General features: G+C 68.1%; 24 protein-coding genes. 13 read left to right on the top strand and 11 right to left on the bottom strand.

The window, feature by feature from the left end; genetic code table 11:
* From pcaG to HNR09_RS06825, 3 genes are all read right to left on the bottom strand, one after another.
* Positions 1–597, bottom strand: a complete 597-nt coding sequence (pcaG, locus tag HNR09_RS06835; protein WP_179541358.1) for a protocatechuate 3,4-dioxygenase subunit alpha — start codon at positions 595–597, stop codon at positions 1–3.
* Positions 598–599: 2 nt separating this feature from the next.
* Positions 600–1,391 (bottom strand): protocatechuate 3,4-dioxygenase subunit beta, encoded by a 792-nt coding sequence (gene pcaH / locus HNR09_RS06830; RefSeq protein WP_179541357.1) that lies wholly within the window; start codon positions 1,389–1,391, stop codon positions 600–602.
* Between the two features lie 65 nt (positions 1,392–1,456).
* A complete protein-coding gene (locus HNR09_RS06825; RefSeq protein WP_179541356.1) occupies positions 1,457–2,248 on the bottom strand; it encodes an IclR family transcriptional regulator in 792 nt (263 codons plus the stop codon).
* A gap of 117 nt (positions 2,249–2,365) precedes the next feature.
* On the opposite strand from HNR09_RS06825, the gene HNR09_RS06820 reads away from it, so the two are divergent.
* The 6 genes from HNR09_RS06820 to HNR09_RS06795 all read left to right on the top strand — a co-directional run bounded on the left by HNR09_RS06820 (position 2,366) and on the right by HNR09_RS06795 (position 8,188).
* Complete coding sequence (locus HNR09_RS06820) at positions 2,366–3,607, top strand: 4-hydroxybenzoate 3-monooxygenase (RefSeq protein WP_179541355.1); 1,242 nt, start codon at positions 2,366–2,368, stop codon at positions 3,605–3,607.
* Positions 3,608–3,662: 55 nt separating this feature from the next.
* Positions 3,663–5,120, top strand: a complete 1,458-nt coding sequence (locus tag HNR09_RS06815; RefSeq protein ID WP_179541354.1) for a benzaldehyde dehydrogenase — start codon at positions 3,663–3,665, stop codon at positions 5,118–5,120.
* A gap of 80 nt (positions 5,121–5,200) precedes the next feature.
* A complete protein-coding gene (locus tag HNR09_RS06810; RefSeq protein WP_179541353.1) occupies positions 5,201–6,493 on the top strand; it encodes an MFS transporter in 1,293 nt (430 codons plus the stop codon).
* Between the two features lie 103 nt (positions 6,494–6,596).
* Positions 6,597–6,974 carry a YidH family protein gene (locus HNR09_RS06805; protein ID WP_179541352.1) on the top strand — a complete coding sequence of 126 codons (378 nt, stop codon included), beginning with the start codon at positions 6,597–6,599 and terminating at the stop codon, positions 6,972–6,974.
* Entirely contained in the window at positions 6,974–7,306 is a 333-nt protein-coding gene (locus tag HNR09_RS06800) for a DUF202 domain-containing protein (protein WP_179541351.1), read from the top strand. Before HNR09_RS06805 ends, HNR09_RS06800 begins: the two co-directional genes overlap by 1 nt.
* Before the next feature lie 84 nt (positions 7,307–7,390).
* Positions 7,391–8,188 (top strand): SurA N-terminal domain-containing protein, encoded by a 798-nt coding sequence (locus tag HNR09_RS06795; protein ID WP_179541350.1) that lies wholly within the window; start codon positions 7,391–7,393, stop codon positions 8,186–8,188.
* 141 nt (positions 8,189–8,329) lie between these two features.
* Here the strand turns inward: HNR09_RS06795 and HNR09_RS06790 are convergent, their stop codons facing one another.
* The 3 genes from HNR09_RS06790 to HNR09_RS06780 all read right to left on the bottom strand — a co-directional run bounded on the left by HNR09_RS06790 (position 8,330) and on the right by HNR09_RS06780 (position 12,581).
* On the bottom strand, positions 8,330–9,709 hold the full coding sequence (locus HNR09_RS06790; protein ID WP_246348750.1) for a DUF3100 domain-containing protein: 1,380 nt from the start codon (positions 9,707–9,709) through the stop codon (positions 8,330–8,332).
* Between the two features lie 143 nt (positions 9,710–9,852).
* Positions 9,853–11,340 (bottom strand): chlorohydrolase family protein, encoded by a 1,488-nt coding sequence (locus HNR09_RS06785; protein ID WP_179541349.1) that lies wholly within the window; start codon positions 11,338–11,340, stop codon positions 9,853–9,855.
* Positions 11,340–12,581 (bottom strand): amidohydrolase family protein, encoded by a 1,242-nt coding sequence (locus HNR09_RS06780; RefSeq protein ID WP_179541348.1) that lies wholly within the window; start codon positions 12,579–12,581, stop codon positions 11,340–11,342. The genes HNR09_RS06785 and HNR09_RS06780 overlap by 1 nt, the downstream gene beginning before the upstream one ends.
* A gap of 169 nt (positions 12,582–12,750) precedes the next feature.
* Here HNR09_RS06780 and HNR09_RS06775 point away from each other — a divergent pair, with 169 nt between their 5' ends.
* The 5 genes from HNR09_RS06775 (at position 12,751) to HNR09_RS06755 (ending at position 18,023) form a co-directional block, all read left to right on the top strand.
* On the top strand, positions 12,751–14,133 hold the full coding sequence (locus HNR09_RS06775; RefSeq protein ID WP_179541347.1) for an MFS transporter: 1,383 nt from the start codon (positions 12,751–12,753) through the stop codon (positions 14,131–14,133).
* A complete protein-coding gene (locus tag HNR09_RS06770; RefSeq protein ID WP_179541346.1) occupies positions 14,057–14,704 on the top strand; it encodes a GntR family transcriptional regulator in 648 nt (215 codons plus the stop codon). The genes HNR09_RS06775 and HNR09_RS06770 overlap by 77 nt, the downstream gene beginning before the upstream one ends.
* Positions 14,705–14,866: 162 nt before the next feature.
* Positions 14,867–15,844, top strand: a complete 978-nt coding sequence (locus tag HNR09_RS06765) for a Bug family tripartite tricarboxylate transporter substrate binding protein (RefSeq protein WP_179541345.1) — start codon at positions 14,867–14,869, stop codon at positions 15,842–15,844.
* Between the two features lie 47 nt (positions 15,845–15,891).
* Entirely contained in the window at positions 15,892–16,362 is a 471-nt protein-coding gene (locus HNR09_RS06760; protein ID WP_179541344.1) for a tripartite tricarboxylate transporter TctB family protein, read from the top strand.
* A gap of 26 nt (positions 16,363–16,388) precedes the next feature.
* Positions 16,389–18,023: a tripartite tricarboxylate transporter permease gene (locus HNR09_RS06755; RefSeq protein WP_179541343.1), complete on the top strand. Its 1,635-nt coding sequence runs from the start codon at positions 16,389–16,391 to the stop codon at positions 18,021–18,023.
* Positions 18,024–18,025: 2 nt separating this feature from the next.
* Here HNR09_RS06755 and HNR09_RS06750 read toward each other — a convergent pair whose 3' ends face one another.
* Complete coding sequence (locus tag HNR09_RS06750; RefSeq protein WP_179541342.1) at positions 18,026–18,922, bottom strand: LysR substrate-binding domain-containing protein; 897 nt, start codon at positions 18,920–18,922, stop codon at positions 18,026–18,028.
* A gap of 158 nt (positions 18,923–19,080) precedes the next feature.
* On the opposite strand from HNR09_RS06750, the gene HNR09_RS06745 reads away from it, so the two are divergent.
* Both HNR09_RS06745 and HNR09_RS06740 read left to right on the top strand, forming a co-directional pair.
* The gene (locus HNR09_RS06745; protein ID WP_343047469.1) at positions 19,081–20,097 is read left to right on the top strand and encodes an MBL fold metallo-hydrolase; all 1,017 of its coding nucleotides are present in this window, start codon (positions 19,081–19,083) and stop codon (positions 20,095–20,097) included.
* A gap of 108 nt (positions 20,098–20,205) precedes the next feature.
* On the top strand, positions 20,206–20,832 hold the full coding sequence (locus HNR09_RS06740) for a trimeric intracellular cation channel family protein (RefSeq protein ID WP_179541341.1): 627 nt from the start codon (positions 20,206–20,208) through the stop codon (positions 20,830–20,832).
* Here HNR09_RS06740 and HNR09_RS06735 read toward each other — a convergent pair.
* The 4 genes from HNR09_RS06735 to HNR09_RS06720 all read right to left on the bottom strand — a co-directional run bounded on the left by HNR09_RS06735 (position 20,765) and on the right by HNR09_RS06720 (position 25,208).
* Positions 20,765–22,237 carry an aspartate ammonia-lyase gene (locus HNR09_RS06735; protein WP_179541340.1) on the bottom strand — a complete coding sequence of 491 codons (1,473 nt, stop codon included), beginning with the start codon at positions 22,235–22,237 and terminating at the stop codon, positions 20,765–20,767. The genes HNR09_RS06740 and HNR09_RS06735 overlap by 68 nt on opposite strands.
* A gap of 103 nt (positions 22,238–22,340) precedes the next feature.
* Positions 22,341–23,876 carry a sodium:solute symporter family protein gene (locus tag HNR09_RS06730; RefSeq protein ID WP_179541339.1) on the bottom strand — a complete coding sequence of 512 codons (1,536 nt, stop codon included), beginning with the start codon at positions 23,874–23,876 and terminating at the stop codon, positions 22,341–22,343.
* On the bottom strand, positions 23,873–24,106 hold the full coding sequence (locus HNR09_RS06725; RefSeq protein WP_179541338.1) for a hypothetical protein: 234 nt from the start codon (positions 24,104–24,106) through the stop codon (positions 23,873–23,875). The genes HNR09_RS06730 and HNR09_RS06725 overlap by 4 nt, the downstream gene beginning before the upstream one ends.
* 193 nt (positions 24,107–24,299) lie before the next feature.
* Positions 24,300–25,208 (bottom strand): LysR family transcriptional regulator, encoded by a 909-nt coding sequence (locus HNR09_RS06720; RefSeq protein ID WP_179541337.1) that lies wholly within the window; start codon positions 25,206–25,208, stop codon positions 24,300–24,302.
* Positions 25,209–25,354 lie beyond the last annotated feature (146 nt).

The following is a 25,354-nucleotide window of genomic DNA, read 5'->3' as shown; positions in this document are numbered from 1 at the left end:
TCAGTCCACCGGGCCGGTGACCTGCGGGGTGTTCGGGTAGCTCAGGAAGACCGTCTCGTCCTGGCCCTGGAACCGGATGTCGAAGCGCAGGCCGCCGTCGTCGTCGCGGGCGGCGATCAGGGTGTGGCGTCGGTTCTCCGGCACGGAGGCCAGCAGGGGGTCGGCGGCCAGGGCGTCGGTGTGCTCCGGCAGGTACGTGCGGGTGAAGAGTCGGTCCATCAGTCCGCGGGCGAAGACCGTGACCAGGACGAACGGTGCCGCACCGGCCGACGTCGCGCCCGGCTCCACGGTGGTGAAGCTGTAGTGACCCACTGCGTCCACGGCGGCCCGGCCCCACCCGGTGAAGGTGTGGCCGTCACGGTGCAGGGAGCCCGGTTCAGCGGGGATACGTCCCTCGCCGTCGGGCTGCCAGATCTCGATCAGCGCGTCCGGGACGGGGATGCCGTCGCCGTCGTAGACGGTGCCGTGCAGCCGTACCGCCTGCCGGTGGGAGCGGTCCACCAAGTCCGGCCCGCCCTCGTAGGGCAGCGCGAAGCCGAAGAAGGGGCCCACCGTCTGGGCGGGGATGGGGGTGAGGTCGCCGGGGGTGCGGGCCATGGTCAGTGCTCCTCCTGCTCGGACCAGGTGCGGTTGCTGCCGGAGAGGACGATGTCCCAGCGGTAGCCGGTGTTCCACTCGTGCTGAGACACCGAGTGGTCGTACTCGGCCACCAGACGGTCGCGCGCCTTGGGGTCGGTGATGGACTGGTAGATGGGGTCCAGGTCGAAGATCGGGTCCCCGGGGAAGTACATCTGCGTGACGATCCGCTGGGTGAAGTCGGTGCCGAACATCGAGAAGTGCAGATGCGCCGAGCGCCAGGCGTTGTGGTGGTTCTTCCACGGGTAGGGCGCGGGCTTGATGGTGGTGAACGTGTACTCGCCGTTCGGGCCGGTCAGCGCACGTCCGACTCCTGTGAAGTTGGGGTCCAGCGGGGCGGGGTGCTGGTCCCTCTTGTGCATATAGCGGCCGGCCGCATTGGCCTGCCACATCTCGATCAGCTGGTTCGCCACCGGGCGACCGTCGCCGTCGAGCACCCGTCCGGTGACGACGATGCGCTCGCCGATGGGCTCACCGTGGTGCTGGATGGTCAGGTCCGCTTCCAGCGGGGAGACGTCCTGGTGACCGAAGGCCGGGCTGTGGAGCTCGATCTCCTCGGGGTCGGCGTGGTGCAGGGATTTGGTGGGGTGGCGCAGCAGCGAGCTGCGGTAGGGCGGAAAGTTCAGCCGGGCGCTGGTCTCCTCCCCGTCGGTGGCCTTGCGCGACTCGTAGTCGCGGTGGACCTGGGCGATCTCGGCGTCGATCTCCTCCTGGGAGGCCGCCGCCGCATCCGGATCGGTGGGCTTCTCCGCCATGGATCCGCTCCTTCGCAGGTGAGACCGGACGCTCCCTCTGGATGCCGGTGGGGACGGGTGCGTCCTCAGTCTGCGGGGCTCTGCGGGGACCGCACCACGGGTGTCTCATTCAATGGCACAGTCGGTTGGGGCATGGCCCGGCTGATGCCGCGGGCGGCAGTCTGCAGCGCCATGAGGAACTGCGGGATCTCGGGCGAGTCCCGTGGTACGACGACGGTCAGCGCGGCCAGTGCGCGTCCGCGAGGATCCAGCACCGGCACGGAGAGCCCTGCGGTCTCGGTGTTGATGACGCCCACGAGCAGGCCATGACCCCGCCGGCGGGCCTCGGCGAGCTCCCGGCGCAGTTCCGGCCGGGCCGCCTCCGCACGGTCCCCGTGCTCGGCCCACCAGCGCTCGGCGGTGCGCTGAGGTGCGAAGGCCAGCAGCACGTGTCCCATGGAGGTCAGATGCGCCGGCATGGTGGTCGCCACCTCCGCCGGGTTGGCCACAGCACCGTGTCGAGAGAGCCGCTCCACGATCAGTGCACCGTCGTCGGCGAGGACCGAGAGCTGGGTGGTCTGCCGGACCACCGCGTTGACGTCCTGCATGTACGGCAGCGCCGCGGTGCGCAGCTCCCGGTGGATGGGGGCGTGCTGGGCGATCTCCCACACCCGGCGTCCGACGACGATCTCCCCGCCGTCGGTCAGCGCCAGCAGACCGCGTGTGCGCAGCTCCCGGATGAGCCGGTATCCGGTGGTCCGGGGCAGGCGTGCGGCGGCAACGAGGTCGCCGGGGGTCTGGGACGGCTGCTCCTCCAGGGCGGCGAACAGCCGCATCACGCGGTCCAGGACGGCGTCGCCGCTGGGTGAGTTGGCCATGGAGTGAGCGTAGCTCGTACCCCCGGTGATTCCCATTCAATGACATGATCATGGAGTCGGCGCATGACCGGCGACACACTTGTGCAGGAGGACCGTCACGCCGCCGGAGGAGATCAGATGACCGAGCACACCAGCCGAGTCGACGTCGGCATCGTGGGCGGCGGGCCAGCCGGCCTGATGACGGCGCTGCTGCTCAAGCGCCGCGGGATCAGCGCCGCCGTCGTCGAACGCCGCAGCCAGGAGACCATCCGTGCCACTCAGCGGGCCGGCATCCTCGAGGCCCCCACGGTGGACATGCTCGTCGACGCCGAGATCGGCTCCCGGGTGCTGACCGAGGGTCACGAGCACGAGGGCACGGTGCTCAGCTTCGACGGGGTCCAGCACCGCATCGACTTCCAGGCCCTGGTGGGCCGTTCGGTGTGGCTCTACCCGCAGAATGAGGTCTTCCATGATCTGGCGACCGCCTGGCAGGCCGAGGGCGGCGAGATCCACTGGGAGGTGGACGGCGTCGCCGTCGAGGGGCTCGAGGGCGACACCCCGGCGATCACCTTCGCGGATGCCGCCGGCGAGCCGCGGCGGATCGAGGCGGAGCTGATCGTCGGCGCCGACGGATCCCGGTCCATGAGCCGGAAGCTCATCCCCGACGACGTCCGCACCGACTACTTCACCAGCTATCCGTTCGCCTGGTTCGGGATCCTCTGTGAGGCACCGCCCACCGCCCCAGAGCTGATCTATGCGAACTCCGAAGTCGGCTTCGCGCTGATCTCCCAGCGCAATGAGGACATCACCCGCATGTACTTCCAGTGCGACCCCGACACCGACCCCGAGGACTGGAGCGACGACGCCATCTTCGAGCACATCCAGCAGGTCCTTGGTGGCGAGGACGTGGTGGCGCTGAAACGCGGACGGATCATCGACAAGACGGTGCTGCCCTTCCGCTCCTATGTGTGCGACCCGCTGACCTACGGGCGGCTCGTCTTGGCCGGCGACGCCGGGCACACCGTGCCGCCCACCGGTGCCAAGGGGCTCAACCTCGCCTTCTCCGACGTGCGGGCCCTGGTGCCGCGCATCGAGGAGTTCCTCACCGGCCTGCGGAGCGGGCCTGCCCGTGGCGACGGCTCGGCAGGAGGTGGCCCTGCCGACCTCACCGCGCCGTTGCGGCGCTACTCTGCCACGGCGCTGGACCGGGTGTGGAAGGCCCAGAACTTCTCCTGGTGGGCCACCAACCTGCTGCACCGCCGGCCCGGTGAAGACGCCTTCGCCCACCAGCGACGCCGCGGAGAGTTCCAGGCCATCACCGGATCAGTCCACGGGCAGTCCTACTTCGCCGACTCGTACACCGGCTGGGCCGAGGTCTGACCACCTGACCACCAGAGAACCCACCACCGGACAGACCACCACGAAAGAGGCACCGATGACGCTGCTGGACTCCACCACCTGGACGGGCAAGATCCACTCCACGCGCTGGACGGAGGGCTCTGACGGCACGATCACCGTCCGGGAGCCTGCCACCGGAGAGACGTTGGGCACCGTAGGGGCGGCCTCCCGGGAGGATGTGCTCGCCGCCTCCCGCGCGGCCGCCGCGGCGCAGAAGGACTGGGCCGCCCGACCCCCTCGGGAGCGGGCCGCCGTGCTGCGCCGGGCCGGACGGCTCTTCGAGGAGCACGCCGAGGAGATCCGCTCCTGGATCGTCTCAGAGACCGGCGCCATCCCGCCGAAGGGCGGGCTGGAGGCCAAGATCGCCGCCGACGAGTGCCACGAGGCGGCCGCCCTGCCCACCCACCCGCACGGTGAGGTGCTGGCCACCGACGAGGACCGCTGGTCCCAAGCCCGACGCCGGCCCGCCGGGGTGGTCTCCGTGATCGCGCCGTTCAACTTCCCGCTGATCCTCTCCATCCGGTCCGTGGCGCCGGCGTTGGCGCTGGGCAACGCCGTGCTGCTCAAGCCCGACCCGCGCACCTCCGTCTCCGGGGGTGTGGTGCTGGCCCGTATCTTCGAGGAGGCCGGACTGCCCGAGGGACTGCTGCACCTGCTGCCCGGCGGCCGCGAGACCGGAGCCGCCGTCGTCGAGGCCTCGGAGGTGCGCGTGGTGGCCTTCACCGGTTCCACGGAGGCCGGCCGCAGCATCGGGGAGACCTGCGCCCGGCTGCTGAAGCGGCCGCATCTGGAGCTGGGCGGCAACAACGCGATGATCGTGCTGCCCGAGGCGGACTTGGACAGGGCGGTCTCCGCGGCGGCCTTCGGCTCCTTCATGCACCAGGGGCAGATCTGCATGACCACTGGGCGGCACCTGGTCCATGAGGACATCCACGATGACTACCTGGAGCGGCTCGCCGCGAAGGCCGACGGACTGCCGGTGGGCGACCCGGCCCGGGAGCAGGTGGCCCTGGGACCGATCATCGATGAGAACCAGCTCAAGCGGGTGGACTCCATCGTCCAGGAGACGGTGCTCGGCGGCGGCCGCGTGGTGGCGGGCGGCACCCATGACGGACCGTTCTACCGTCCCACAGTGCTCACCGACCTGACCGAGGAGAGCCCCGCCTGGGCGCAGGAGATCTTCGGGCCCGTGGCCCCGGTGATGCGGTTCCGCACCGAGGAGGAGGCCATCTCCCTGGCCAACGGCAGCGCCTACGGGCTCTCCGCCTCCATCCTGGGCGACGTCGGCGCGGCCATGCGGATCGCCGACCAGCTCGCCTCCGGGAAGATCCACATCAACGAGCAGACTGTCTCCGATGAGGCCTATGCCCCCTTCGGCGGCGTCGGCGACTCGGGCAACGGGAGCCGGGTGGGAGGCGCGGCCGCGAACATCGAGTCCTTCACAGAGCTCCAGTGGCTGACCCTGCGCCCGGAGATCGCCCGATACCCGTTCTGAGGCGCCGCGGTGTCTGAGTGATCGTCCTGACGCGGCCCGGCGTACCCTGATCAGGTGCGAAGACGTCTCAGGAGGTGCGCATGAGCGGGCGCGAGCAGGAGGCCGGCGCAACGCCGCAGGGCAGAGGCCCGGGGGCCGGACTGCTGGCCGCCCTGTTGGGTGCCGTGGGCATCGGGCCGGTGCTGATCTACGGACTCAGCGCCACCAGCGACCTGGTGATCGCCGACCTGGGGATCACCGAGGCCCAGTTCGGGCTCTTCGCCACCGTCTGTTTCGCCTCCGCGGCCGTGGGCAACGCGTCCCTGGCAAGACTCTCCGACCGGCTGTCCGACCGGGTGCTGATGTGCCTGATCTTCCTGCTCGCCGCCGCCGCACTGGGCCTGGCTGCGGTCCCCGGCGGCTACATGCTGGTGCTGGTGGCCGCCGGGATCTCCGGGCTCGCACAGTCCTTCCCCAACGGGGTGACCAACAGGATCCTGCTCCAGAGGGTGCCTGCCCGGCGGCGGATCGGCTGGGCCGGCATCAAACAGTCCGGGGTTCAGGCCAGCCAGCTCACCGCCAGCCTGGCCTTCCCTGCAGTGGCGGTGTGGATCGGCTGGCGCGGAGCCTCTCTGCTGGGCGTGCTGCTCGCCCTGGGGCTGATGGCGCTCACGCTGCACGTGCTGCGCCAGGTCCCTCCGCTGGCCGTGTCGCCGGCCACGGACCGGACGATGGACACGTCGCCGGGGCCGGGGCCGGGGCCGGAGCCTGGCCCGCTGAAGGAGTCCGCGACGCCGATGTCGCACCCCCGATTGCCCGGGGTCGTCTGGGCGTTGACGTTCTTCGGCTTCCTCAACGGTCTCGGGGTGCAGGCCACCAACGTGTACCTGCCGCTCTTCGCGGTCCGAGAGCTGGAGTTCAGCCTGCTGGCCGGAGGGCTGACGGCTGCCGCGGCCGGAGCGATCGGCGTGGCCGCACGAGTGGGCTGGGGCCGCGTCATGTCCATGGGCGCCTCCGCTCCGAAGCTGCTGCTGGTGCTGTCGATGATGGCGCTCACCGGGGCCGGGACCTTCCTGGCCGCCGGCATCACCGGCTGGGCGGTGCTGCTCTGGCTCGCTGTCGCCCTGCATGGCGCCTCCGCGCTCGGGGTCTCCGTGGTGATCATGGGGGCGCTGCTGCGCAGCATCCCTGCGGAGAGGATGGCCTCGGCCAGCGGGATCGCCACGGCAGGGATGTTCGCCGGCTTCACCCTGGGCCCTTTGGTGATGGGGCTGCTCATCGGCGCGACCGGCGGATTCCAGGCCGGGTGGATCGCTGCGGCCAGCACCTACACCGGCTGTGTGGTCCTCTCCGGGGTGCTGGTCGCCCGGGGCCGGCGCATCCGCGGAGGCTGAACCTCGTGTGGGCTCCGGAGGCTACGGTGGAACGGCAGAGCCGCCGACATGGCAGACTCGTGGCGTTGTGACAGGAGCCGGCATCGGCGCAGAGGAGGAGCGTATGGCGGAGTCTGCTGATCGCGGGTGGGTGGCCTCGAAGCTGCTGGCGCAGGGCGAGGAGCCCGACCCTCGGTTCACCCTGGCCAATGAGCGGACGTTCCTGGCCTGGATCCGCACCGCGCTGGCGTTCCTGGCCGGTGGGATCGCGCTCGAGGCCTTCGCCGCCGACGTCTTTGCGGACCCTTACCGGACCATCATCTCGGTCCTCACCATCGGGGTGGGGCTGCTGATCAGCCTCGGTGCGGCCGCCCGCTGGCTGCATGTGGAGCGCAGCCTGCGGCTCCGCCGCCCGCTGCCCATGCCGCTGATCATCCCGGTGCTGAGCTTCGCCTCCGGGGTGGCGATGGCGGTGGTGATCCTCCTGGTGGTCTTCAGCTGATGGCTCGGACCACCGCTGCGCTGCACGGCGACCCAGGTCTCCAGCCGGAACGGACCGTGCTCTCCTGGGGGCGCACCATGATGCTCTTCGCCCTGGTCGGTGCCGTCTTCCTGCGCTGGATGCCGCACTACGGCCTGTGGACGATGCTGCTGACACTGGTCTGCGCGGCCGTGGCGGCCGGCATCTACTTCACCCAGCGGGTCCGCTACCGGCGCCAGTCCCTGGGAGTGGAGGCCGAGCAGGTGGAGGCCGACGTCCTCGCGGTGTTCTCCACCACCGGCGCCGTCCTGGCGCTGGGTGTGCTGGGCGTGGTCGCGGTGCTCTGGGCCTGAGCGCGAGCTGTACGAGGACTGGTCCTCCTGTTGTGGGCCGTGTGCTACGTTGCGCGCTCGTCCACGAATTAGGAGGTGCTTGTCATGTCGAAGAAACTGCTGACAAGCTTTGCCCTGGCCGGCGTGCTGCTCGGTGTCGCCGGCTGCGGCGATGCGCCCGAGGAGGGCGCGGATGGCGCCGAGACGGAGAACCCCGCCGACGCTGAGCAGGGAGCCGAAGGTGATGGCGGGGCCGAGGGAGAGGCTGGGCCCGAGGGTGAGATGCCCGAGCCCGACACGTCCGACATCCCCGAGGTGGTCGCCGAGGTCAACGGGGAGGAGCTCTCCGGTGAGGAGTTCACCACCCTCTATGAGAACCAGTTCCAGCAGATGGCCATGCAGTCCCAGATGTCGGGCGAGGAGGTGGACGAGGACGCGCTGAAGGAGCAGTCCCTGGAGTCCATGATCGCCAACGAGCTGCTGATCCAGGACGCCGAGGACGCCGGTTTCGAGGCCGGTGAGGACGACGTCGAGGAGCTGCTCGAGACCACCGCCGAGACCGGCGGCATGGAGTCTGTGGAGGACCTCATCCAGGCCTATGAGGAGCAGGGCATGAGCGAGGAGAAGCTCCGCGAGGATGCCCACGACCAGGTGCTCATCGACCAGCGGCTCGAGGACCTCGACGTCGAGGAGCCCTCCGAGGAGGAGCTCCGCGACTACTACGACGAGGCTTCCGCCCAGCAGGCCCCTGAGGGCGCTGAGGGTGAAGAGGCCGAGATGCCGGAGTTCGAGGAAGTGCGTGACGAGCTCGAGCAGGAGCTCACCACCCAGAAGCAGAATGAGGCCGCCCAGGCCCACGTCGAGGACCTCCGCGAGGACGCCGACGTCGAGACTCATCTCTGAGTCGAGGACTCGCCCCCTCAACACATCGACTGGGCGATATGACGGGATCTCCCGGGCCGAAGGGCCCGCTCTCCGGTCATATCGCCCAGTCGATGTCTCTGGGCGACTGATGAGTCAGGGGAGGGGTGGCCTGCTGTCGGGTCAGACTCCCGGGAGGACGAGCTGCGCGACGACGGCGGCCGCGAGATAGGCGGACGCCAAGGTGAGGAAGCCGATCAGCACGACTTTCCAGCTCATCCTCTTCAGGCCGTCGATGTCGCGACCCAGGCTCAGCCCCAGCAGGGCGATCTGCGGAAGTCCCACCAGCAGCACGTCGAGGTTCTCGGTCATCCCGACCAGGAACTCCGAACCGGGGAAGAACGGCGCGGAAGCCAGGGTCGCCATGGCCAGCACCCAGATGCTTGCCGGGACCGCCCGCACGACGCGGGCCAGGAGGAAGGCCAGCACAGAGAGTCCGGTGACCATCGTGATGCCGATGATGCCGGTCAGGCTCAGCTCGCCGGTGCCCTGCCAGTTGATCAGCAGCCCGGCCACGCCGGTGAAGATGAAGGCGGCCACCCAGGCGGCGATGGTCTTCGGAGGAGGCGGGTCCTGCGGCTTCTTCGTCCGCGCGGAGCCCTCCTCCGCGACGGGGACCGGATCGGCGGCGATGCTGCGCGCGTCGGTCTCCTCCTTGCGGAGGATCTTCACCCAGACCCGGTAGAACCAACGGGCGAAGGGCAGCACCACGTAGACACCCATGTAGAAGCCCACGATGTTGGTGACCAGGTTGGAGATCGCGGCCAGGGCCATGATCTCGCCAGCCATCTCGGGGTAGAGCACGGTCAGCGAGCCGGCGCCGCCGAGCATCATGGACGCGGAGCCGAGGCCGCAGGCCAGGGCGAGAGCGCGCGGGTCGAAGATCTCCAGGCCGCCGGTGATGCCGGCGATCAGTGAGATGAAGGCCGCACCGAAGACGGTGCCCAGCAGCCAGACGCCGAACACGCCCTGGTATTCCGGCGCCCGGACGCCCCACTTGTCGATCGCGTAGGCCAGGTAGGACTCACGGTTGGCCGACCAGGTCGCGCCGATGGCCACGCGTCCCATGCCCATGGCTACGGCCACCGGGATGCCGATGATGACGGTGCCGAACGCGTTGCCCAGCTCCTGCAGGGCGATGGCGGGGCCGATGTCCACCAGGTCCGGCAGGGACGGTCCGATGCCGGTGCCCAGCAGGGCGAGGAAGACGACGATGCCGACACGGATCAGCAGTTCGCTGACGGCTCGTGTGGGTCCGGTGACCGGGCGCCAGGGCTGGAGTCCGACGACGGCGCCGATCAGCACTGCCCACAGCAGGGGGAACAGCACGATGGCGGCTAGGCCGATGGTGAGCTCGTAGGTGCCGATCAGCACGGCTGCGGCGGAGACGCCGACGCCGAGTCCCATGGCCCACATCCAGGAGCGGCGCGAGTGCCTCTGGTGCGGAGGGTCGACGGCGGCGGCCTCCGATGCCGCCTCGGTGTGGTGCCCAGTGGTCTGCATTCAAGCCTCCCGCGTGAATTGGTATACCAAAACCATAAGGAGCAGTGTGATGTACGTCAATAGCTGCTGTGAGGCGTTTCACAGAGTGAGAAGGTGAGGGCTGCCGGTGGCCCTGTCCGCGGCTGCGTCAGCCGCCCGCCGGCTCATCGGATGGGGAAGCTCGGGGGCTGCAGCTCCTCCAGGCTCCGCCCAGCATGGTCGCTGACCGTGTGGGAGGCGATGTACTGATCCAGGAACTCCTGAGCGCGAGGCCGGTAGTCGCCGTCGTCGACGGTGAGGATCTCCCCGTCCTCGACGATCGTCCGGCCGGCCACCACCACGCGGGTGATGTCCCGGCCGTCGCCGTTCATCACCAGGGTGCGGACCGGATCCGCATGGGGCCCCACATGGGTACCGGTCAGATCCATGACGAAGTAGTCCGCCTGCGCACCCGGGGCGAGCCGACCGAGGTCCTCCCGGCCGAGTGCTCGAGCGGGATCCAAGGTGGCCGAGCGGAACAGGTCATGCGGCTGGGCGGCTGGGCCTCGGCCGGTCAGCGTCTTGGTCATGGTCATCGCCAGATCCAGGGCTCGGATCATGTTCGGCGGCGCCGAATCGGTGCCGATCACCACCCGCACTCCGCGCTTCCGGTAGGACTCGTAGCTGTCCATCGCGGAGCCGTAGTGCCCGCTGGGGATCGGGCAGAAGATCACCGAGGTCCCGGACTCGGCCAGCAGCGCCAGATCATCGATGCTGTCCCCGCCCGCCCCGTGCTCGGGTCGGCAGAGCTCCTCAGGCATGTGCAGGTGTCCCGGGAGGGTCCAGGCATGCGGAATGAACGTGCGCTCGCCGAGGAAGCCGATCTCTGCCAGGTGCGGCAGTGATCTGTGCCCGGTCCGGGCGATCATCTCCCGGTTCTCCTGCAGCCCCTGGGCGGCGTGCAGGCGGATCGGCACGTCCAGATCATCGGCCGCCTGCCGGGTGAGCCGCAGCGTCTGCTCCGTCTGAGTCTCGATGCGTGCCGGCAGCAGCGCCCCGCGGATCAGCCCGCCTGCGGCGCCGTCGTAGTCCTGGATGAACCGCACGGCGTCGTCCAGTCCCTCCAGGCCCTTCCGCTCGTCCCGGTGCAGCAGCATCTGCGTGCCGTCGGTGTAGGGCACATGGGTCCGGTAGCTGGGCCCCAAATAGGCACGGATGCCCAGCGCCTCCACCGCCTCAGCGGTGTCGGCCATGTCCTGGTAGTCCTCACACCATTCCTTGTAGGTCTCGGCGGCGATCGGCATCATCGTGGTGATGCCGTTGCGGATCAGCTGGCTGATCGCGAATTCGCGCCGGAACTTCTCCTGGGCCCGAGTGAAGCGCGGCCCGTGATCGTGCAGGTACTGCTCGGACCAGGCCAGACCCAGCAGCCGAGAGGCGTCGGGCCAGCAGTCGAACAGGGCGTGGTCGATGTCGGCCAGCGCGTTGAGGTCGATGAAGCCGGGGGAGATGACGGCGTGGCCGGCGTCGATCTCCCGGTCAGGTGTGCCGGGCCAGTCGCGGCCCACGAAGAGGATCTCGGCGTCGTCGTGGACGAGCTCGCCGTCGGGTATCAGGCAGTGGTCGCCGTCGGCGTAGCCGATGACGAAGCGGGCGCGGATGCGGGTGATCATCAGCGGACTCCTCCGATCAGGTCGCCGCCGGAGGCCACCAGCCGGCCGGCGGAATAGACGTCTCGTGCGGTCGGGCAGTCCATCACGGCGGCGGTGACCGTGTCGGCCGGAAGCAGGATGAAATGGGCGGGCGCTCCGACGGCGAGGCCGAACTCGGCGTCGTCGAGCAGGCTCACGCCCTCGGGGCGCTGTCCGGCCATGACCATCGCCCCGCCGCGGGAAGCGATGTCCACGCAGGCCTCGACGTCGGCGTCTCGCCGGAAGCCGTTGGTGAAGGACAGCTGCCAGGTCCGGCGCAGCAGGTCGCCGTCGCCGTAGGGGCTCCAGTGGTCGCGCTGCCCGTCCTCGCCCAGGCCGATCGCCATCCGGTGCTCGCGCAACAGACCCTGGGGCAGGGAGCCGATGGAGGGCGCAACCGTGGTCAGTGAGACGCCTGCCTCGGCGAGCAGCTCCACCACGCGGGCCACCTCCTTCTCCGGATTGGTGTGCAGGGCGAAGGCGTGGGAGATGGTCACCTTGCCCTGCAGGCCCAGCTCCTGGGTCCGGCGGGCGATCTCCTCCATCGAGAAGATGCCGGCGGTGCCGGACTCGTGCAGATGGATGTCCGCGCCCACGCCGTGCTTCTCGCACAGCCCGAACACCACGTTGAGGTGAGAGGCCGGGTCACGGTCGTAGAGGACGGGGTCCAACCCGCCCACCAGGTCCCCGCCCTCGGCCAGTGCCTGGTCGAGCAGGTCGACGACGCCGGCCTCCCGCTGGATGCCGGCCTGGGGAAAGGCCACGATCTGATGGTCGATGATGTCGGCATACCGGGACAGCCCCTCCTGCACTCCGTGGAACCGCTCCAGGCCGCAGTCGGAGTCCACCTGGGCGTGGGAACGGACGCGCACCCCGCCGGAGGCGATGATCTGTGCCAGCGCGTAGGAGGCCTGGTCGGCTACGCTGCGCTCGCCGTCGCGCCACTTGCGGCGGTCGTTCATGATGTAGCCGTGCAGCGTGCCGTCCGCTGTGTGGGGCAGGAAGGTCTGCCCGAGGCGGTTCGAGTCCAGGTGGGAGTGGACGTCTCCCAGGGCGGGAAGCAGCACACGGCCACCGCCGTCGACGATCTCCGCGCCGTCAGGGGTGGGGGTGGTCCCGGCCGGGGTGATCTCCGCGATGCGCCCGTCCTGGACGGTGAGGTCCACGGCGGGTTCGTCGGGGGTGCGCGGAAAGAGCCTGACGTCGGTGAATCGGGTGGTCATCCGCAGTCTCCTGGATGGTCGGGTGGTATCGGGCCTCGACGGCGTCGGTGGAGCTGACAGAGTCAGTCTCGGGCGACTTGCCGGGGGAGTGGGAGAAATCACGTCCAGGTATTACGGTATACCAAACAGGGGTGGCACGATATTGAGGTGACAGGATCAGGAGGCGGGCATGAGAACTGACGCGCAGCCCGGACGGGGCGCGACGGCCCTCGCCGTCCTCGCCCTGGCGCTGCTGGCCGTGTGTCTGCGCCCCGCCGCGACGTCGCTGGGCCCCGTGCTGGCCGACGTCGAGGCGGCCTTCGCGCTCCAGGGGTGGCAGTCAGGGCTGCTCACCGCGCTGCCCGGGGCCGCTTTCGTGGTCTTCGGTGCGATCTCCTTCCTGCTGCTGCGCCGGCTGGGGCTGTTCTGGTCGCTGGCCATCTGTGCGGCGGCCATCGGCACCGGGCTGGGGCTGCGGGTGCTGGTGGACAGCTGGTGGGGCTTCGCGGGGTTCACCACGCTCTCGCTCGCCGGCATGGCCATGGGAAACGTGGTGCTCCCCGTCTTTGCCAAAGTGCGTTTCCCTGACCGCCAGGCAGTCTCAGTGACCGTCTTCATGGTGGGGTTGGGGCTCGGCGCCTCCGTGCCGGCTCTGCTCACCGCACCCCTGGCCGAGCACGTCGGCGGCTGGCGTCTGGGCCTGGGAGTGTGGGCGGGGCTGCCGCTCATCGCCCTCATCATCTGGGCCGCCCTGCGGCACCTGGGCGGCGTGCCGGCTGCCTCCACCCAGAACCACGGCGCCTCCAGGGCCGTCGGCCGCATCACGGCCTCGTCCGGTGCCTGGATCCTGTTGCTCTACTTCGGGCTGCAGTCCCTCCACGCCTATACGCACTTCGGCTGGCTGGCCCGGATCTACCGCGACGCCGGCCTGGACTCGGTCGCTGCCGGCGCCATGGTGGCGATCATCGTCGCCGGAGGCATCCCGGGAGGCTTCATCGCCCCGCAGATCGTGGTGCGCCGGTGGCATGTGCGCAGCGTGCTCATCGGCTACGGGCTGATATCCGCCGTCGGCTACACCGGTCTGCTGGTCGCTCCCACCACCACGCCGTGGCTGTGGGCGATCTTCCTGGCGATCGGCGGATTCTCCTTCCCCTCGGCGCTGGCGCTGATCACCGCTCGCACCCGGGACCCGGAGGTCACTGCCCGTGCCTCGGGCTTCATACAGTCCGGCGGCTACGTCTTCGCCGCTCTCGGCCCGTTGGCCATCGGGGTGGTCCTGGAGCGCACTGCCACCTGGACCGTGCCGCTGGTCGGACTGATCGTGCTGGCCCTGGCCATGGCCGTCGTCGCCTGGTGGGCGTCCTCGCCCGACTCCCTGGACGACGAGGTGCTCCCCGACGGGCCGCCGCCGGGTGAGTCAGAGGGGATCACGACCAGCGCGGAGGCGAGCATCCCGGAGACGGGCTCCGCAGACGGGGAGTGGAACAATGAGACCCATGGCCGAGCCAGAGAACAGAGAGTCCGAGACGACGCGCGTGGCCACGCGGCTGCGCGAGCAGATCATCGACGGTGAACGGTCGCCCGGAAGCAGGCTCGTCGAGCGCGATCTCGCCGCAGAGCTCGGCGTGAGCCGCGTGCCTGTCCGGGAGGGCCTGCGCCTGCTGGCCGCCGAGGGTCTCATCACGCCTCGTCCCAGGACCTGGGCCATCGTGCGCGAGTTCACCGAGAGGGACGTCCGCGAACTTGAGGAGGTGCGCACCTCCCTGGACACTCTCGCCTTCACGTCGGCGGCCCGGCGCCACGACGCCGCCGGGCTTGCGCGACTCGAACGCGTCCTCGTCGACGGAGAGGCCGCGGCCCAGGCCGGCGACGCCGTGACCGCCCACCGCTCGGCCGCTGCCTTCCACTCCACCGTGGTGGAGCTGGCCGACAACACCCACCTCCAGGAGCTGTGGGGCACCATCCAGAGCCGAGTCCGCTGGATGCTCAGCCAGCACGACGACCTGCTGGTGGTCACCCAGGAGCACCGCGGCCTGTTCGAGGCGCTCGCCTCCCGAGACGAAGAGCTGGTGGGGCGCCTGGTGGTCGACCATGCCCAGACCAGCCGGGACCAGCACCGCGAGCGTCAGGCCCGCCGCAGCTGAGCGGGGGCGTGTCGTGTCTGGCGGCGCATCTGGCGAGGACCGAGCTGCTAGACATAACGATCCGTGAGGTCATTCATAATCAACTTATCGTTTTGTGATGTCCCATCCACTGTCATTATGAAGTGCACCACACTTCTGCACCGATGACCCGTGGAGGACAAGATGAGGATCCGCAGTGCACTCTTCGCCCCTTGGGCGGTTCTGACCGTGCTGGCCCTGACGGCCTGCGGGCCGCAGGGCGGAGACGGCTCTGACTACCCCTCCCAAAACGTGGAGCTTCTCGTCGGGTTCGCGGCGGGGGGCCACAACGACGCCACTGCGCGCAAGTTCGCCGAGGGGCTTGAGGCAGAGCTCGATGCGAACGTGCTGGTGGTCAACCGGGAAGGCGGAGGCGGCGCCATCGCCGCGACGGAGGCCGCGAATGCGGCCGCCGACGGCCACACGCTGCTCTTCGCCCCGACCGGTGCCTTCACGTCGGTGCTGCTTCAGCAGGACGTCTCCTACGGCATCGAGGATTTCCGTTCCGTGGAGGCCGTCGCTGAGAACGCATTCGTGATCGTGGTCCCCGATGACTCGCCGTTGGAGAGCTTCGAGGACCTTGAAGGCGTCGACGACCGGATGACCTACTCAGCCTTCGGCGAGGGTCACCAGACTCACCTGATCGGAGAAGGCATCGTCCAGAGCTACGGCCTGGACGCGGAGGTGGCGACCTTCCCAGGCGGCGCCCCCGCATTGCCCGCGCTCGTCAATGGTGATGTCGACTGGGGCGTCCAGGACATCACCAGTGCCCTGCCGCGAGTCCGCTCCGGGGAGCTTCGCATCCTGGCCATCAGTACCGACTACGTCCCCGAGGCTCTCGATGAGGAGGTCCCGACACTCGGCGAGTTGGGGTTCGAAGAGCTGCAGACGGCCGGTTCCCAGGCCCTCGTGGTGCCGGCTGACACGCCCCAGGAGGTCTACGACGAGCTGGCCGCGGCGTCGACCGCCGTCGTCGGGTCCGACGAGTTCGTGGAGTTCGTGGAACAGTCCGGCGGTGCGGTCCCTGACGTCGAGGGAGAAGCCTGGTTCGGCGAGTACATGCCGACCGAGCTGGAACGGTTCCGGTCGCTCTTCGAGGACCTGGGCCTCGAGGCTCAGTGACTCTGATGGTGGCGTGGAGTTCTCGATCTTCTCAGGAGCAGGAACCCTTGCGCGAGCACCTCGATGATTACGAGGGGACTCCCCAGCTGGATGAACCCGGACCCGTCGACTGGTGGTCGCCGATGGTGCTGGCGGTCCTGGCCGCCGTCGTCATCATCCCCTCGGTCCAGCTGGGCCTCGGCTCCATCGCCAGGCCGGGGCCGGGCCTCTGGCCCTTCCTCAACGCGCTGCTGGTGGTGGCGGCCATTCCGCTGCTGCTGGCCACCCGGCACCGGTTCCATCCGCCGAATCGGTCTGAGCTGACCCGGGTCGCCCTCGTGGCCGGCCCGCTCCTGCTCTTCGTCCCCGCCTATGACTGGCTGGGCCTGATCGGGGCAGGGGTTCCCGTGATGCTGATCGTGGCGCGCTTCGTGGCACGCATGAGGTGGCGGACGTCGATCCTGATCGCGGTGATCGCGCCCGCCGCCGTCTACGCGCTCTTCGCCCTGGCCCTCGGGGTCAACCTCCGTCCGTTCTGATCCATCTGAGAGAAGTGACTGATCCCATGACCGACATCCTCGCGGGGCTGGGGCACGGATTCAGCGTGGCGTTCCAGCCCGAGAATCTGCTCTTCGTCCTCATCGGCGTCACGGTGGGCACGCTGATCGGCCTGATCCCGGGGCTCGGGCCGGTGGCGACCATCGCCCTGCTGCTCCCTCTGACCTTCTCGCTCGACCCCGCCGGCGCCGTGATGATGCTCGCCGGCATCTACTACGGATCCATGTACGGGGGTCGGATCCCCGCCATCCTGCTGCGCCTCCCGGGTGATGCCTCCGCGGTGGTGACCACCTTCGACGGGTATCCGCTGGCCCAGCAGGGACGCGCCGGGCCCGCGCTGGGGATCACGGCGATCGGTTCGTTCCTCGGAGGCACGGTGGCCATCATCGGGCTGTCCTTCCTCGCCCCGACACTGGCCGGGGTGGCCAAGTCGGTCGGTAGTCCGGACATGTTCGTCCTGGCCGCGATGGGGCTGCTCATGATCGTGTTCCTCGGTTCGGGGTCGAAAGTCAAGGCGATCGTCTCGGCCGCGCTGGGAGTGATCGTCGCCACGATCGGGCTGGACCCGACCACGGCCGATCCGCGTCTGACCTATGGCAGCTTCGAGCTGACGGCAGGCGTCAGCATCGTCGCCGTCGCGGTGGGGCTGTTCGGCATCGGAGAGATCCTCTACAACGCCCAGCAGGGCTTCTACGGAGGCCTGGCGCGATCGGCGATCGGCAGGGTCCTCCCGACGCGCGCGGACTGGCTGATGACGCGGATGGCGATCCTGCGGTCCTCGATCATCGGATTCTTCATCGGCATCATCCCCGGAGGGGGCGGGACGATCTCCGCGGTGGTGGCGTATGGGGCCGAGCGGCGGTTCTCCCGCCATCCGGAGAAGTTCGGCAAAGGTGCGATGGACGGCCTGGCCGCCACGGAGACCGCCGACAACTCTTCGTCGAACTCTTCCTTCCTCCCGCTCCTGACCTTGGGCGTGCCCCCGAATCCGGTCCTCGCCCTGATCTTCGGTGCGCTGCTGCTGCACAACATCACGCCGGGCCCGCAGCTCATCGACGAGCACCCGGACGTCTTCTGGGGCGTCATCGCCTCCATGTACGTCGGCAACATCCTGCTGCTGATCCTCAACCTGCCGCTGATCGGTCTCTTCGTGAGGCTGCTGCGCATCCCGGGCGGCGTCATGGCGCCGATCATCCTGATGGTCGCCGTGGCCGGCGTGTACTCGGTGCGGAACTCGATGTTCGACGTGCTGCTCGCGGTGATCTTCGGCATCGTCGGATATGTCCTGCGCACCTTCAACTTCGGGCTGGGGCCCTTCGTGCTGGGCTTCATCCTGGGGCCGCTGCTGGAGGAGCACTTCCGGCGCTCGATGGTGCTCTCGGACGGATCGTTCATGATCTTCCTGTCCCGTCCGATCCCCCTGGTGCTGATGACGCTGCTGCTAGCAGCGATCGTCTGGACCGTGGTGGATTCCCGCCGGAAGAGCATGCGCCCCACCATCGACCAGTTCCAAGAGGCCGAGCGTGCGCAGGGCAAGGACGCGGAGACGGGCTCGGGAATTCACCCAGGCACAGAGGGCGAGTCCCGCCCAGAGGACGAGGCGCAGCTGCGACCGGGAACTGATCCCCGACACGACGGTTGACGTCACACCTTTTGGTCCTGCAGGTGCCGCAGAGCCTCCCGCACGCGCGCGGGCAGCTCCTCGGAGGGGGCCGTGAGCGCGATGATGGGGTTCGCCGGAATGTCGTCGAGGATCGGCACGTAGGCGACCTTTCGACCGTCGTAGGTGACCTCGGTTCGGGGAGTCACGTTCACGAACGCCCAGCCGAGCCCGTGCCCCACGAGGGAGCGGACCGTCTCGAAGTTCGACGACGACCACTGCACTCTGGGCCGCAGCCCGAGATCCGTGATGATCTGGGTGACGCGCTCGACGCTCGGCGGAATGTCCACCATGATCATCGGCTCATGGATGAGCTCGCGGAGAAGGATGCCGGGGCGACCGGCGAGCGGGTGTTCCGCATGGACCATCACGTGGTGCTGGTTCGTGCCGATCAGCGTCTCGTCGAGGTCCTCGGCGGACTGTCGTGCATAGACGAAGCCCAGGTCGGCCTGTCCGCTCCGGAGCACCTGATGGATCTCTGGGACAGTGGCCTCGGCGATGGTGACCTCCACGGCGGGGTGCTCGGCCGTGAAATGTGCCACCAGCCTCGGCAGCACATGAGGGGACACGGTCATCGAGCTCACGACGCGCAGCACGCCACGGATCTCGGAGTGGTCGTTGCTGACCGCCTCCGTGGCATCCGAGATAGCTGTCGTGACACGCCGAGCGTGGGGCAGGAGGGCCTGGCCGGCCGGTGTGGGCAGTGCTCGGCGTGCGGGGGCCCGGTTCAGCAGCTCCGCGTTGAGGCCCTTCTCCAGCTGCCGGATCGCGACGGAGATGGCCGCCTGGCTGATGTGCAGCTGCCGTGCCGCGGCGCTGATCGAGCCGTGGTCGACGACGGCGAGGAAGTACTCCAGCTGGCGAACGGTGATCTCCGGCACGGCGTCTCCTGGGGGCAGAGCTAGTCACGCTGTGACCTAACGTGAAGTGAAGTCTGTCATGACTTTAATTCGCTTTCCACTATGGCCGCGCCCGATCAGACTGGACCCACGAGACAGGCGCCGATCGGCGACATGCGGACAGATGGGAGCGGAGACCCGTGAGCGGACTGACGGAGCGGCGTGGACACCACGTGATCACACTGGGGACGGCCGGTGGGCCGCGATTCTGGCGCAACTCTGCGCGCACCGGAATCGCCACGGCCATCGTCGTCGACGACGGCTTCTACCTGGTGGACTGCGGCCATGGCGTCGGCCGTCAGATGGAGAAGGCCGGGCTCGAGATGAGCAGACTCAAGGGCATCTTCCTCACGCACCTGCACTCGGATCACACGGTGGACCTCAACACTCTGGCCCTGTTCGGGCTCTTTGAGCTCCAGGACAGGATCGGCCGACCTGTGCCGATCATCGGCCCGGGCAACCGGGGGGCTCTGCCGCCGGTGTCTCCGCTGGCCAGCGTCGAGCCGGATCCGATGGCTCCACACAGTCCCACGCCGGGCACTGCGGAGATGTTCCTGCGATTGATGGAGGCGGCGGCGACAGACCTCAACGATCGGATCATCGACGCCTTGAGGCCCTCGCCGATGGCCATCTTCGATGCGCAGGACATCGATATCCCCGATGCTCTGCAGTTCCACCCCAACGAGAATCCGGTGCCGGCGACGGAGGGCTTCGAGATCTACCGGGACGAGTCAGTGGTCGTCACGGCCACGCTCGTGGAGCATCCGCCGGTCGCCCCGGCCTTCGCCTTCCGCTTCGACACGGCAGAGGGATCGGTGTGCGTCTCCGGTGACACGACCTACACGCCCAATATGGTCCGGCTGAGCCGGGACGCGGGACTCGTGCTTCACGAGGCCATCGACTTCGACTTCATGGAATCGATGTACCGGGATAAGCACGATGAGACGTCACGCGCCTCCTTGGCGCATCACTACAAGTCCCACACGTCGGTCGTCGACGCAGTCCGCGTGGCCCGTGAGGCGGGGGCGCGGCGCCTTGCCCTGCATCACCTGGTACCCGGCTCCGGCGCCATAGCCTGGGAGCGGGTGGCGGCTGCAGGGTACTCGGGCGAGTTCCTCGTGCCAGATGACTTGGCGGTCATCCCTTTCGATACCTGACACCGCCCCGACCTGCCCGTCCCTGGGAGCCCTGGCATGGCAGTCTTATGGTCATGGAACTCGCACGTGGACCGAGCGATGCCCCAGGATGACTGAGGAGGAGCAGGGATGTCAGTGACCGTGATGGTGCTCGTGCTGGAGCTGGTGGGCACCTTCGCCTTCGCCGTCTCTGGGGCGCTGCTGGCTGTGCGGAAGGGCTTCGACCTGGTCGGCTCCCTGCTGCTGGCCAGCCTCGCTGGACTCGGCGGCGGCGTCATCCGGGACCTGGTGCTGAACACTGGGGTTCCCAACGCCTTCGCTGCCCCGCAGTACCTCGTGCCCGTGGCGCTGGCCGTGCTGGCGGTCTTCGTGCGGCTCATCCATGAGGACAGGCTGCGCCGGACGCTGCTGGTCTTCGACGCGCTGGGCCTCTCGCTGTTCTGTGTCATGGGAGCGAGCATCGCCCATGAGGCTGGGCTGAATCCGATCGCCACCGTGCTCCTGGGGGTCACCACCGCCGTCGGCGGAGGAGCCCTGCGTGACGTCGTCGCCAACGAGGTGCCGCAGATCTTCAACCCCCACGGTGTCTACGCCGCCCCGGCCTTCCTGGGCGCCGGGGCGACCGCCCTGCTGCTGGAGGGCGGCCTCTTCAACGCCGTCAGTGCCGTGGCGGTGGCGATGCTGGTGCTCACCCTGCGGCTCCTGGCGCTGCGCTACCGGTGGCGGATTCCGCTGGCGGTGCTGAAGCGGGGATGAGATCGTGATCGGTGAACGGGCCGGTGAGATTCCGCGGAACGAGCAGCTCGTCGAGGGCCTCTCTGCTCATCAGGCCCTTGTCGAGGACCGTCTCCGTGATGGTGCGCCCGGAGAGCAGGGCCTCCTGGGCGACGAGCGACGCCTGGGCGTACCCGATGTACGGGCACAGGACTGTCACGAGTCCGATCGATCGATGGACTGTGTCGTGGAGCTCCTCCTGGTTGGCCGTGATCCCCTGCACGCACTTCTCATCGAGGGTCCGGCAGGCCGCTGTGAGGTGCGTCAGTGAACGGAGCAGGCTGATCGCGATCACCGGCTCGAAGGCGTTGAGCTGGAGCTGCCCGCCCTCTGCCGCCAGGGTCACCGTCACATCGTTGCCGATGACCTCGTAGGCCACCTGGTTGACGACCTCAGGTATCACCGGATTGACCTTTCCCGGCATGATGCTGGATCCCGCCTGCACGGGGGGAAGGTTGATCTCGTTCAGCCCCGCTCGGGGGCCTGATGAGGTCAGGCGAAGGTCGCTGCAGGTCTTCGAGAGCTTGACGGCGACCCGCTTCAGCACACCCGAGAGCTGGACGAAGGCGCCGGCGTCCTGGGTGGCTTCGATGAGGTTCTCTGCGGTGCGGAGTTCTGTGGACAGCAGCTCGGAGAGCTTCGAGCGCACGAGCTCTGCATAGGCGGGATGGGTGTTGAGGCCGGTCCCGATGGCGGTTCCGCCGAGATTGATCTCGGTGAGCAGGTCCATGGCTTCCACCAGTCTGCTGCGGTCTTCCTCGAGCATGACGGCGTAGGTGAAGAACTCCTGTCCGAGGGTCATCGGAACGGCATCCTGCAGCTGGGTCCTGCCCATCTTCAGCACAGGGGAGAACTCCTCTGACTTCCGGCGGAAGGTCTCCACGAGATCCTGCATGGCATGGCGGAGCAGGCGAAGCTCGCCCAGGAGAGCGATCTTCAGTGCAGTGGGATACACGTCATTGGTGCTCTGGCCGAGGTTCACGTGGTCAAGAGGATGCAGGTTCTCGTAGGCGCCCTTGCTGAATCCCATCCGTTCGAGGGCCACATTGGCGATCACCTCGTTGGCGTTCATATTGGTCGAGGTGCCCGCCCCACCCTGGAAGACGTCCACGATGAACTGGTCATGGAACTTCCCGTCCCGGATCTGGGAGCATGCGTCCCAGATGGCGTCGGCGCGTTCCGGACTGAGCACCCCCAGGGAACGGTTCGCGTGGGCAGCTGCCTGCTTCACGGCCGCGAGTGCGTTGATGAGACCCGGATAGGCGGAGATGGGGGTGCCGCTGATCCGGAAGTTCTCGGCTGCGCGGGTGGTGTGCACCCCGTAGTAGTTCTGGGCGGGGATGGGCAGGGTGCCCAGCAGGTCCCGCTCTGTTCGGGTGGTATGCATGACTGCGCCCTTCCTCGGTCCTCATGCCTCAGGCCTCGGCTCCGTCGCGGGGACGAGGCACGGGGCTCCCCTGGGCGGTGCCCGGGGAGCCCCGTGCGACGTGTCAGCGGGTGGTGCTCACGTCTGCCGCTGACGACGTCTCCGGTGCCGCCGGGGCGTCATCCCAGCGCTCCTCCTCGAAGTCCTGCTGGCGACGGCGGATCTTGAGGAGGAGCTCGGAGCTCCTCGGCTTCGTCAGGAGGCTGACGCTGATGAAGACGACCACGTTCAGCAGGAGTGACAGCAGGCCGGCACCGTGGACGCTGAACGGCCCGGGGACCAGCGCCGGGAAGACCGTGAACAGTACGAGCGTGGTGATGCCCACGATCAGACCGGAGGTCGCGCCTGCGACGCTGGCGCGGCGCCAGAAGAGTGCGCCCACCGTCGGGACGATCACCTGGGCCAGGCCGGCGTAGGCGACCAGGCCGATGGCGATCAGCAGGCCCGGAATGTAGAGGGCCATCACATAGGCGATGGCGCAGAAGGCCAGGATCGCCCAGCGTCCGACCCAGATGCGCTTTCGTTCGGGCAGGTCCTTCTGGAAGTACCGACCGTGGAAGTCGATGGTGTAGCTGGCCGCCATGGCGTGGACCTGTGAGTTCGCCGTGGACATCGCAGCGCCGGCGCCGGCAGCGATCACGAGCAGCGCGAGCAGCAGCGGCGCATGCTCCAGGAGCATGATCGGAAGCACATGGTCCGGCTGCTCGACGTCGGGCTCGAGGAGCACCGCTGAATTGCCGATCACCATGGCACCGATGTAGGCGATCGCCACGAGACCCAGCAGGAACGGCATCAGGTCGAACGGGCGAGGGCTCTTCGCCGCATACATGCGTGTCCAGAGCTGGGGCGTCATCAGAGCACCGATCGGTGTGATGATGGCCAATGCGATCCAGTACATCCACATCCCGTCCCCGAGGATGAGATTCTCGGGGCGGACCTGCTCGATCTGATCGAACATGGTGCCCATTCCGCCCACTTCGCCCAGAATGTAGACGCCCGCGGCGATGAGTCCGAAGAAGATCCCGACTCCGTAGAAGATGTCAGTCCAGGCGATGGCGCGAAGCCCGCCTGCCCAGACATAGGCGATGATGACGGTGTAGAAGAGCAGGCCGCCCACCCAGAAGGGGATGGTCCCTCCGGAGGCCACGTCGATGAGGTAGGCCCCACCGGTCAGCTGGATCTGAAGATGAGGCAGGGAGAAGACCAGCAGGATCACGGCGATGAAGGTGGCCAGTCCCGGTGAACGATAGAGATCGACGAAGAAATCGCGAGCCGTGAGATAGTTTCCTCGTTTGCCGTGGAACCAGACTTTCTTGCCGATCCAGTAATACATGATTCCGAAGAAGACATTGAAGATGACGGCTGTCCAGTATGCCGGACCGTAGAGGTAGAAGTTCGCATTGGAGCCGAGGAAGGCGAAGGCGCTCCACCACGTGGCCTGCACGGTGAAGAAGAGGGCGATCGGTCCCATCGCCCGCCCCTGGACGAAGTAGTCGCTGGTCGTGGGTCGCGCCTTCAGGGAGGCGAGCAGCCCGATGACCAGCGGAATCGCCAGGGCGCCGCCGATGGCCGCGATTCCGAGAATCTCCTGGGTATTCATCGATCCACGCCCTTCTGAGTGTCGTCAGTGGTCGTTCCGGCGGGTGTGGGGCGGCCCCAGCGGGCCAGGTACGCCCAGAGGAGGACACCGCAGAGGAGCGCCCAGATGATGATGATGTATCCATAGATGAACGGCATGCCGAAGATTCTGGGTTCGGCGACATCATGGAAGAAGAGAACTCCCGGAAACTGGGAGAGCGCCAGCAAAGTGACGATAAGTGTCCACATCACTTTTGTCTTGAGTGTGTAGGGTCTGGTTCGCACACGATCCTCCTCATCGGGCGCTGAGGTGCCGTCAGCGGCGCCGCAGTGCAAGCGGTGGTTCTGGATGGCGCCCAGTCTTTACCGATGAGGGAGGGTATTCAATGAGTGAAAAACGAGGATGCGCATCACGAGACGTGATGCAGCGCACCCAGTGCACGCGCTAGTCGTCGGAGAAGATGCGCCTGCATTCGTCCGCGAAGGCCTGGCCCTTCCTGGAGAGTGCTTCACCGGACCGGTAGGCCAGTCCGATCTGCAGAAGGGATCGAGCGCCGTCGATCCTGAGCCGCGCGATTCGGCCGCCGTCGTTGGTCAGGTCATGGGCCGGGCGCTGGTTCAGGAGGGTGTACCCGTGGCCCCGAGCCACCATGGAACGGACGACCTCGAAGCTCTCGAAGCGTTGATGCACCTGTGGCTGCAGGCGTGCTTCGCGAAAGATCGACAGGAAGTAGTTGGTGCTCTTCCCCAGGTCGAGGAGGATGAGGGGCTCATCGGCCAGCTCCTCCAGGGTGATGCTCTCGCGTGCGGCGAGCGGGGAGGCGTCGGCGACGGCCGCGTAGATCGGAGCCTCGCAGATGGGCTCGAAGGTCACCTCTCTGCCGTAGTCGAAGCTGTAGGTCAGCGCGATCTCCAGCTCTCTGCGCAGCAGGAGCGGGTGGATCTGATCGGCTGTGACCTCCCTGATGCGGACTGTGAGGTCGGAGTACTTGGAGGTCAGCGCGTCGTAGACCTCCGGCAGCCAGAAGGGTGCAAGCGTCGTGAAGCATCCCGCGGTGAGCCAGCCGGAGAGCTGCTCAGGGCGGACCGAGTCCACCGCGTCGTCCAACCCATGCAGGACACTCATGGCGCGGGTGTAGAAGCTTCGTCCCTGTTCGGTGAGCACGACCCCTCGGGAGCGTTGTCTCACCAGCAGCTTGCACCCCAGGGACGCCTCCAGGTGCGAGATCGCGGTGGAGATGGCTGATTGGGCGACGAACAGCTCTCCGGCGGCCTCCGTCATGGAGCCGAGCTCCGCGGCGCGCACGAAGTATCGGATCTGCGACAGCGTCAGTTCGTTCTGTGGCCGTGGCATGCGTGCCCCCTGGGCGATTGGGAAAGCTGCGGCTGGTCGCAATTCTTCCATTGATCTTATGCAGTGCATGCCTTCTCGATGTTTGAAGTGATGCGGAAGGCCGCTGATGATGGGTCTCACCAGGCAGTGTCACAAGAGTGAGAGGG

The sequence above is a fragment of the Nesterenkonia xinjiangensis genome (assembly GCF_013410745.1).
GTDB classification, from domain to species: Bacteria; Actinomycetota; Actinomycetes; order Actinomycetales; family Micrococcaceae; genus Nesterenkonia; species Nesterenkonia xinjiangensis.
The sequence above is the reverse complement of the archived record's forward strand: the minus strand, read 5'-3'. Positions and strand labels throughout refer to the sequence as shown.

What these genes read in the sequence shown, in the direction of transcription:
- pcaG (WP_179541358.1), bottom strand. Translation starts at nt 597, where the DNA reads ATGGCCCGCACCCCCGGCGACCTCACCCCCATCCCCGCCCAGACGGTG.
- pcaH (WP_179541357.1), bottom strand. Translation starts at nt 1,391, where the DNA reads ATGGCGGAGAAGCCCACCGATCCGGATGCGGCGGCGGCCTCCCAGGAG.
- HNR09_RS06825 (WP_179541356.1), bottom strand. Translation starts at nt 2,248, where the DNA reads ATGGCCAACTCACCCAGCGGCGACGCCGTCCTGGACCGCGTGATGCGG.
- HNR09_RS06820 (WP_179541355.1), top strand. Translation starts at nt 2,366, where the DNA reads ATGACCGAGCACACCAGCCGAGTCGACGTCGGCATCGTGGGCGGCGGG.
- HNR09_RS06815 (WP_179541354.1), top strand. Translation starts at nt 3,663, where the DNA reads ATGACGCTGCTGGACTCCACCACCTGGACGGGCAAGATCCACTCCACG.
- HNR09_RS06810 (WP_179541353.1), top strand. Translation starts at nt 5,201, where the DNA reads ATGAGCGGGCGCGAGCAGGAGGCCGGCGCAACGCCGCAGGGCAGAGGC.
- HNR09_RS06805 (WP_179541352.1), top strand. Translation starts at nt 6,597, where the DNA reads ATGGCGGAGTCTGCTGATCGCGGGTGGGTGGCCTCGAAGCTGCTGGCG.
- HNR09_RS06800 (WP_179541351.1), top strand. Translation starts at nt 6,974, where the DNA reads ATGGCTCGGACCACCGCTGCGCTGCACGGCGACCCAGGTCTCCAGCCG.
- HNR09_RS06795 (WP_179541350.1), top strand. Translation starts at nt 7,391, where the DNA reads ATGTCGAAGAAACTGCTGACAAGCTTTGCCCTGGCCGGCGTGCTGCTC.
- HNR09_RS06790 (WP_246348750.1), bottom strand. Translation starts at nt 9,709, where the DNA reads ATGCAGACCACTGGGCACCACACCGAGGCGGCATCGGAGGCCGCCGCC.
- HNR09_RS06785 (WP_179541349.1), bottom strand. Translation starts at nt 11,340, where the DNA reads ATGATCACCCGCATCCGCGCCCGCTTCGTCATCGGCTACGCCGACGGC.
- HNR09_RS06780 (WP_179541348.1), bottom strand. Translation starts at nt 12,581, where the DNA reads ATGACCACCCGATTCACCGACGTCAGGCTCTTTCCGCGCACCCCCGAC.
- HNR09_RS06775 (WP_179541347.1), top strand. Translation starts at nt 12,751, where the DNA reads ATGAGAACTGACGCGCAGCCCGGACGGGGCGCGACGGCCCTCGCCGTC.
- HNR09_RS06770 (WP_179541346.1), top strand. Translation starts at nt 14,057, where the DNA reads ATGGCCGAGCCAGAGAACAGAGAGTCCGAGACGACGCGCGTGGCCACG.
- HNR09_RS06765 (WP_179541345.1), top strand. Translation starts at nt 14,867, where the DNA reads ATGAGGATCCGCAGTGCACTCTTCGCCCCTTGGGCGGTTCTGACCGTG.
- HNR09_RS06755 (WP_179541343.1), top strand. Translation starts at nt 16,389, where the DNA reads ATGACCGACATCCTCGCGGGGCTGGGGCACGGATTCAGCGTGGCGTTC.
- HNR09_RS06740 (WP_179541341.1), top strand. Translation starts at nt 20,206, where the DNA reads ATGTCAGTGACCGTGATGGTGCTCGTGCTGGAGCTGGTGGGCACCTTC.
- HNR09_RS06735 (WP_179541340.1), bottom strand. Translation starts at nt 22,237, where the DNA reads ATGCATACCACCCGAACAGAGCGGGACCTGCTGGGCACCCTGCCCATC.
- HNR09_RS06730 (WP_179541339.1), bottom strand. Translation starts at nt 23,876, where the DNA reads ATGAATACCCAGGAGATTCTCGGAATCGCGGCCATCGGCGGCGCCCTG.
- HNR09_RS06720 (WP_179541337.1), bottom strand. Translation starts at nt 25,208, where the DNA reads ATGCCACGGCCACAGAACGAACTGACGCTGTCGCAGATCCGATACTTC.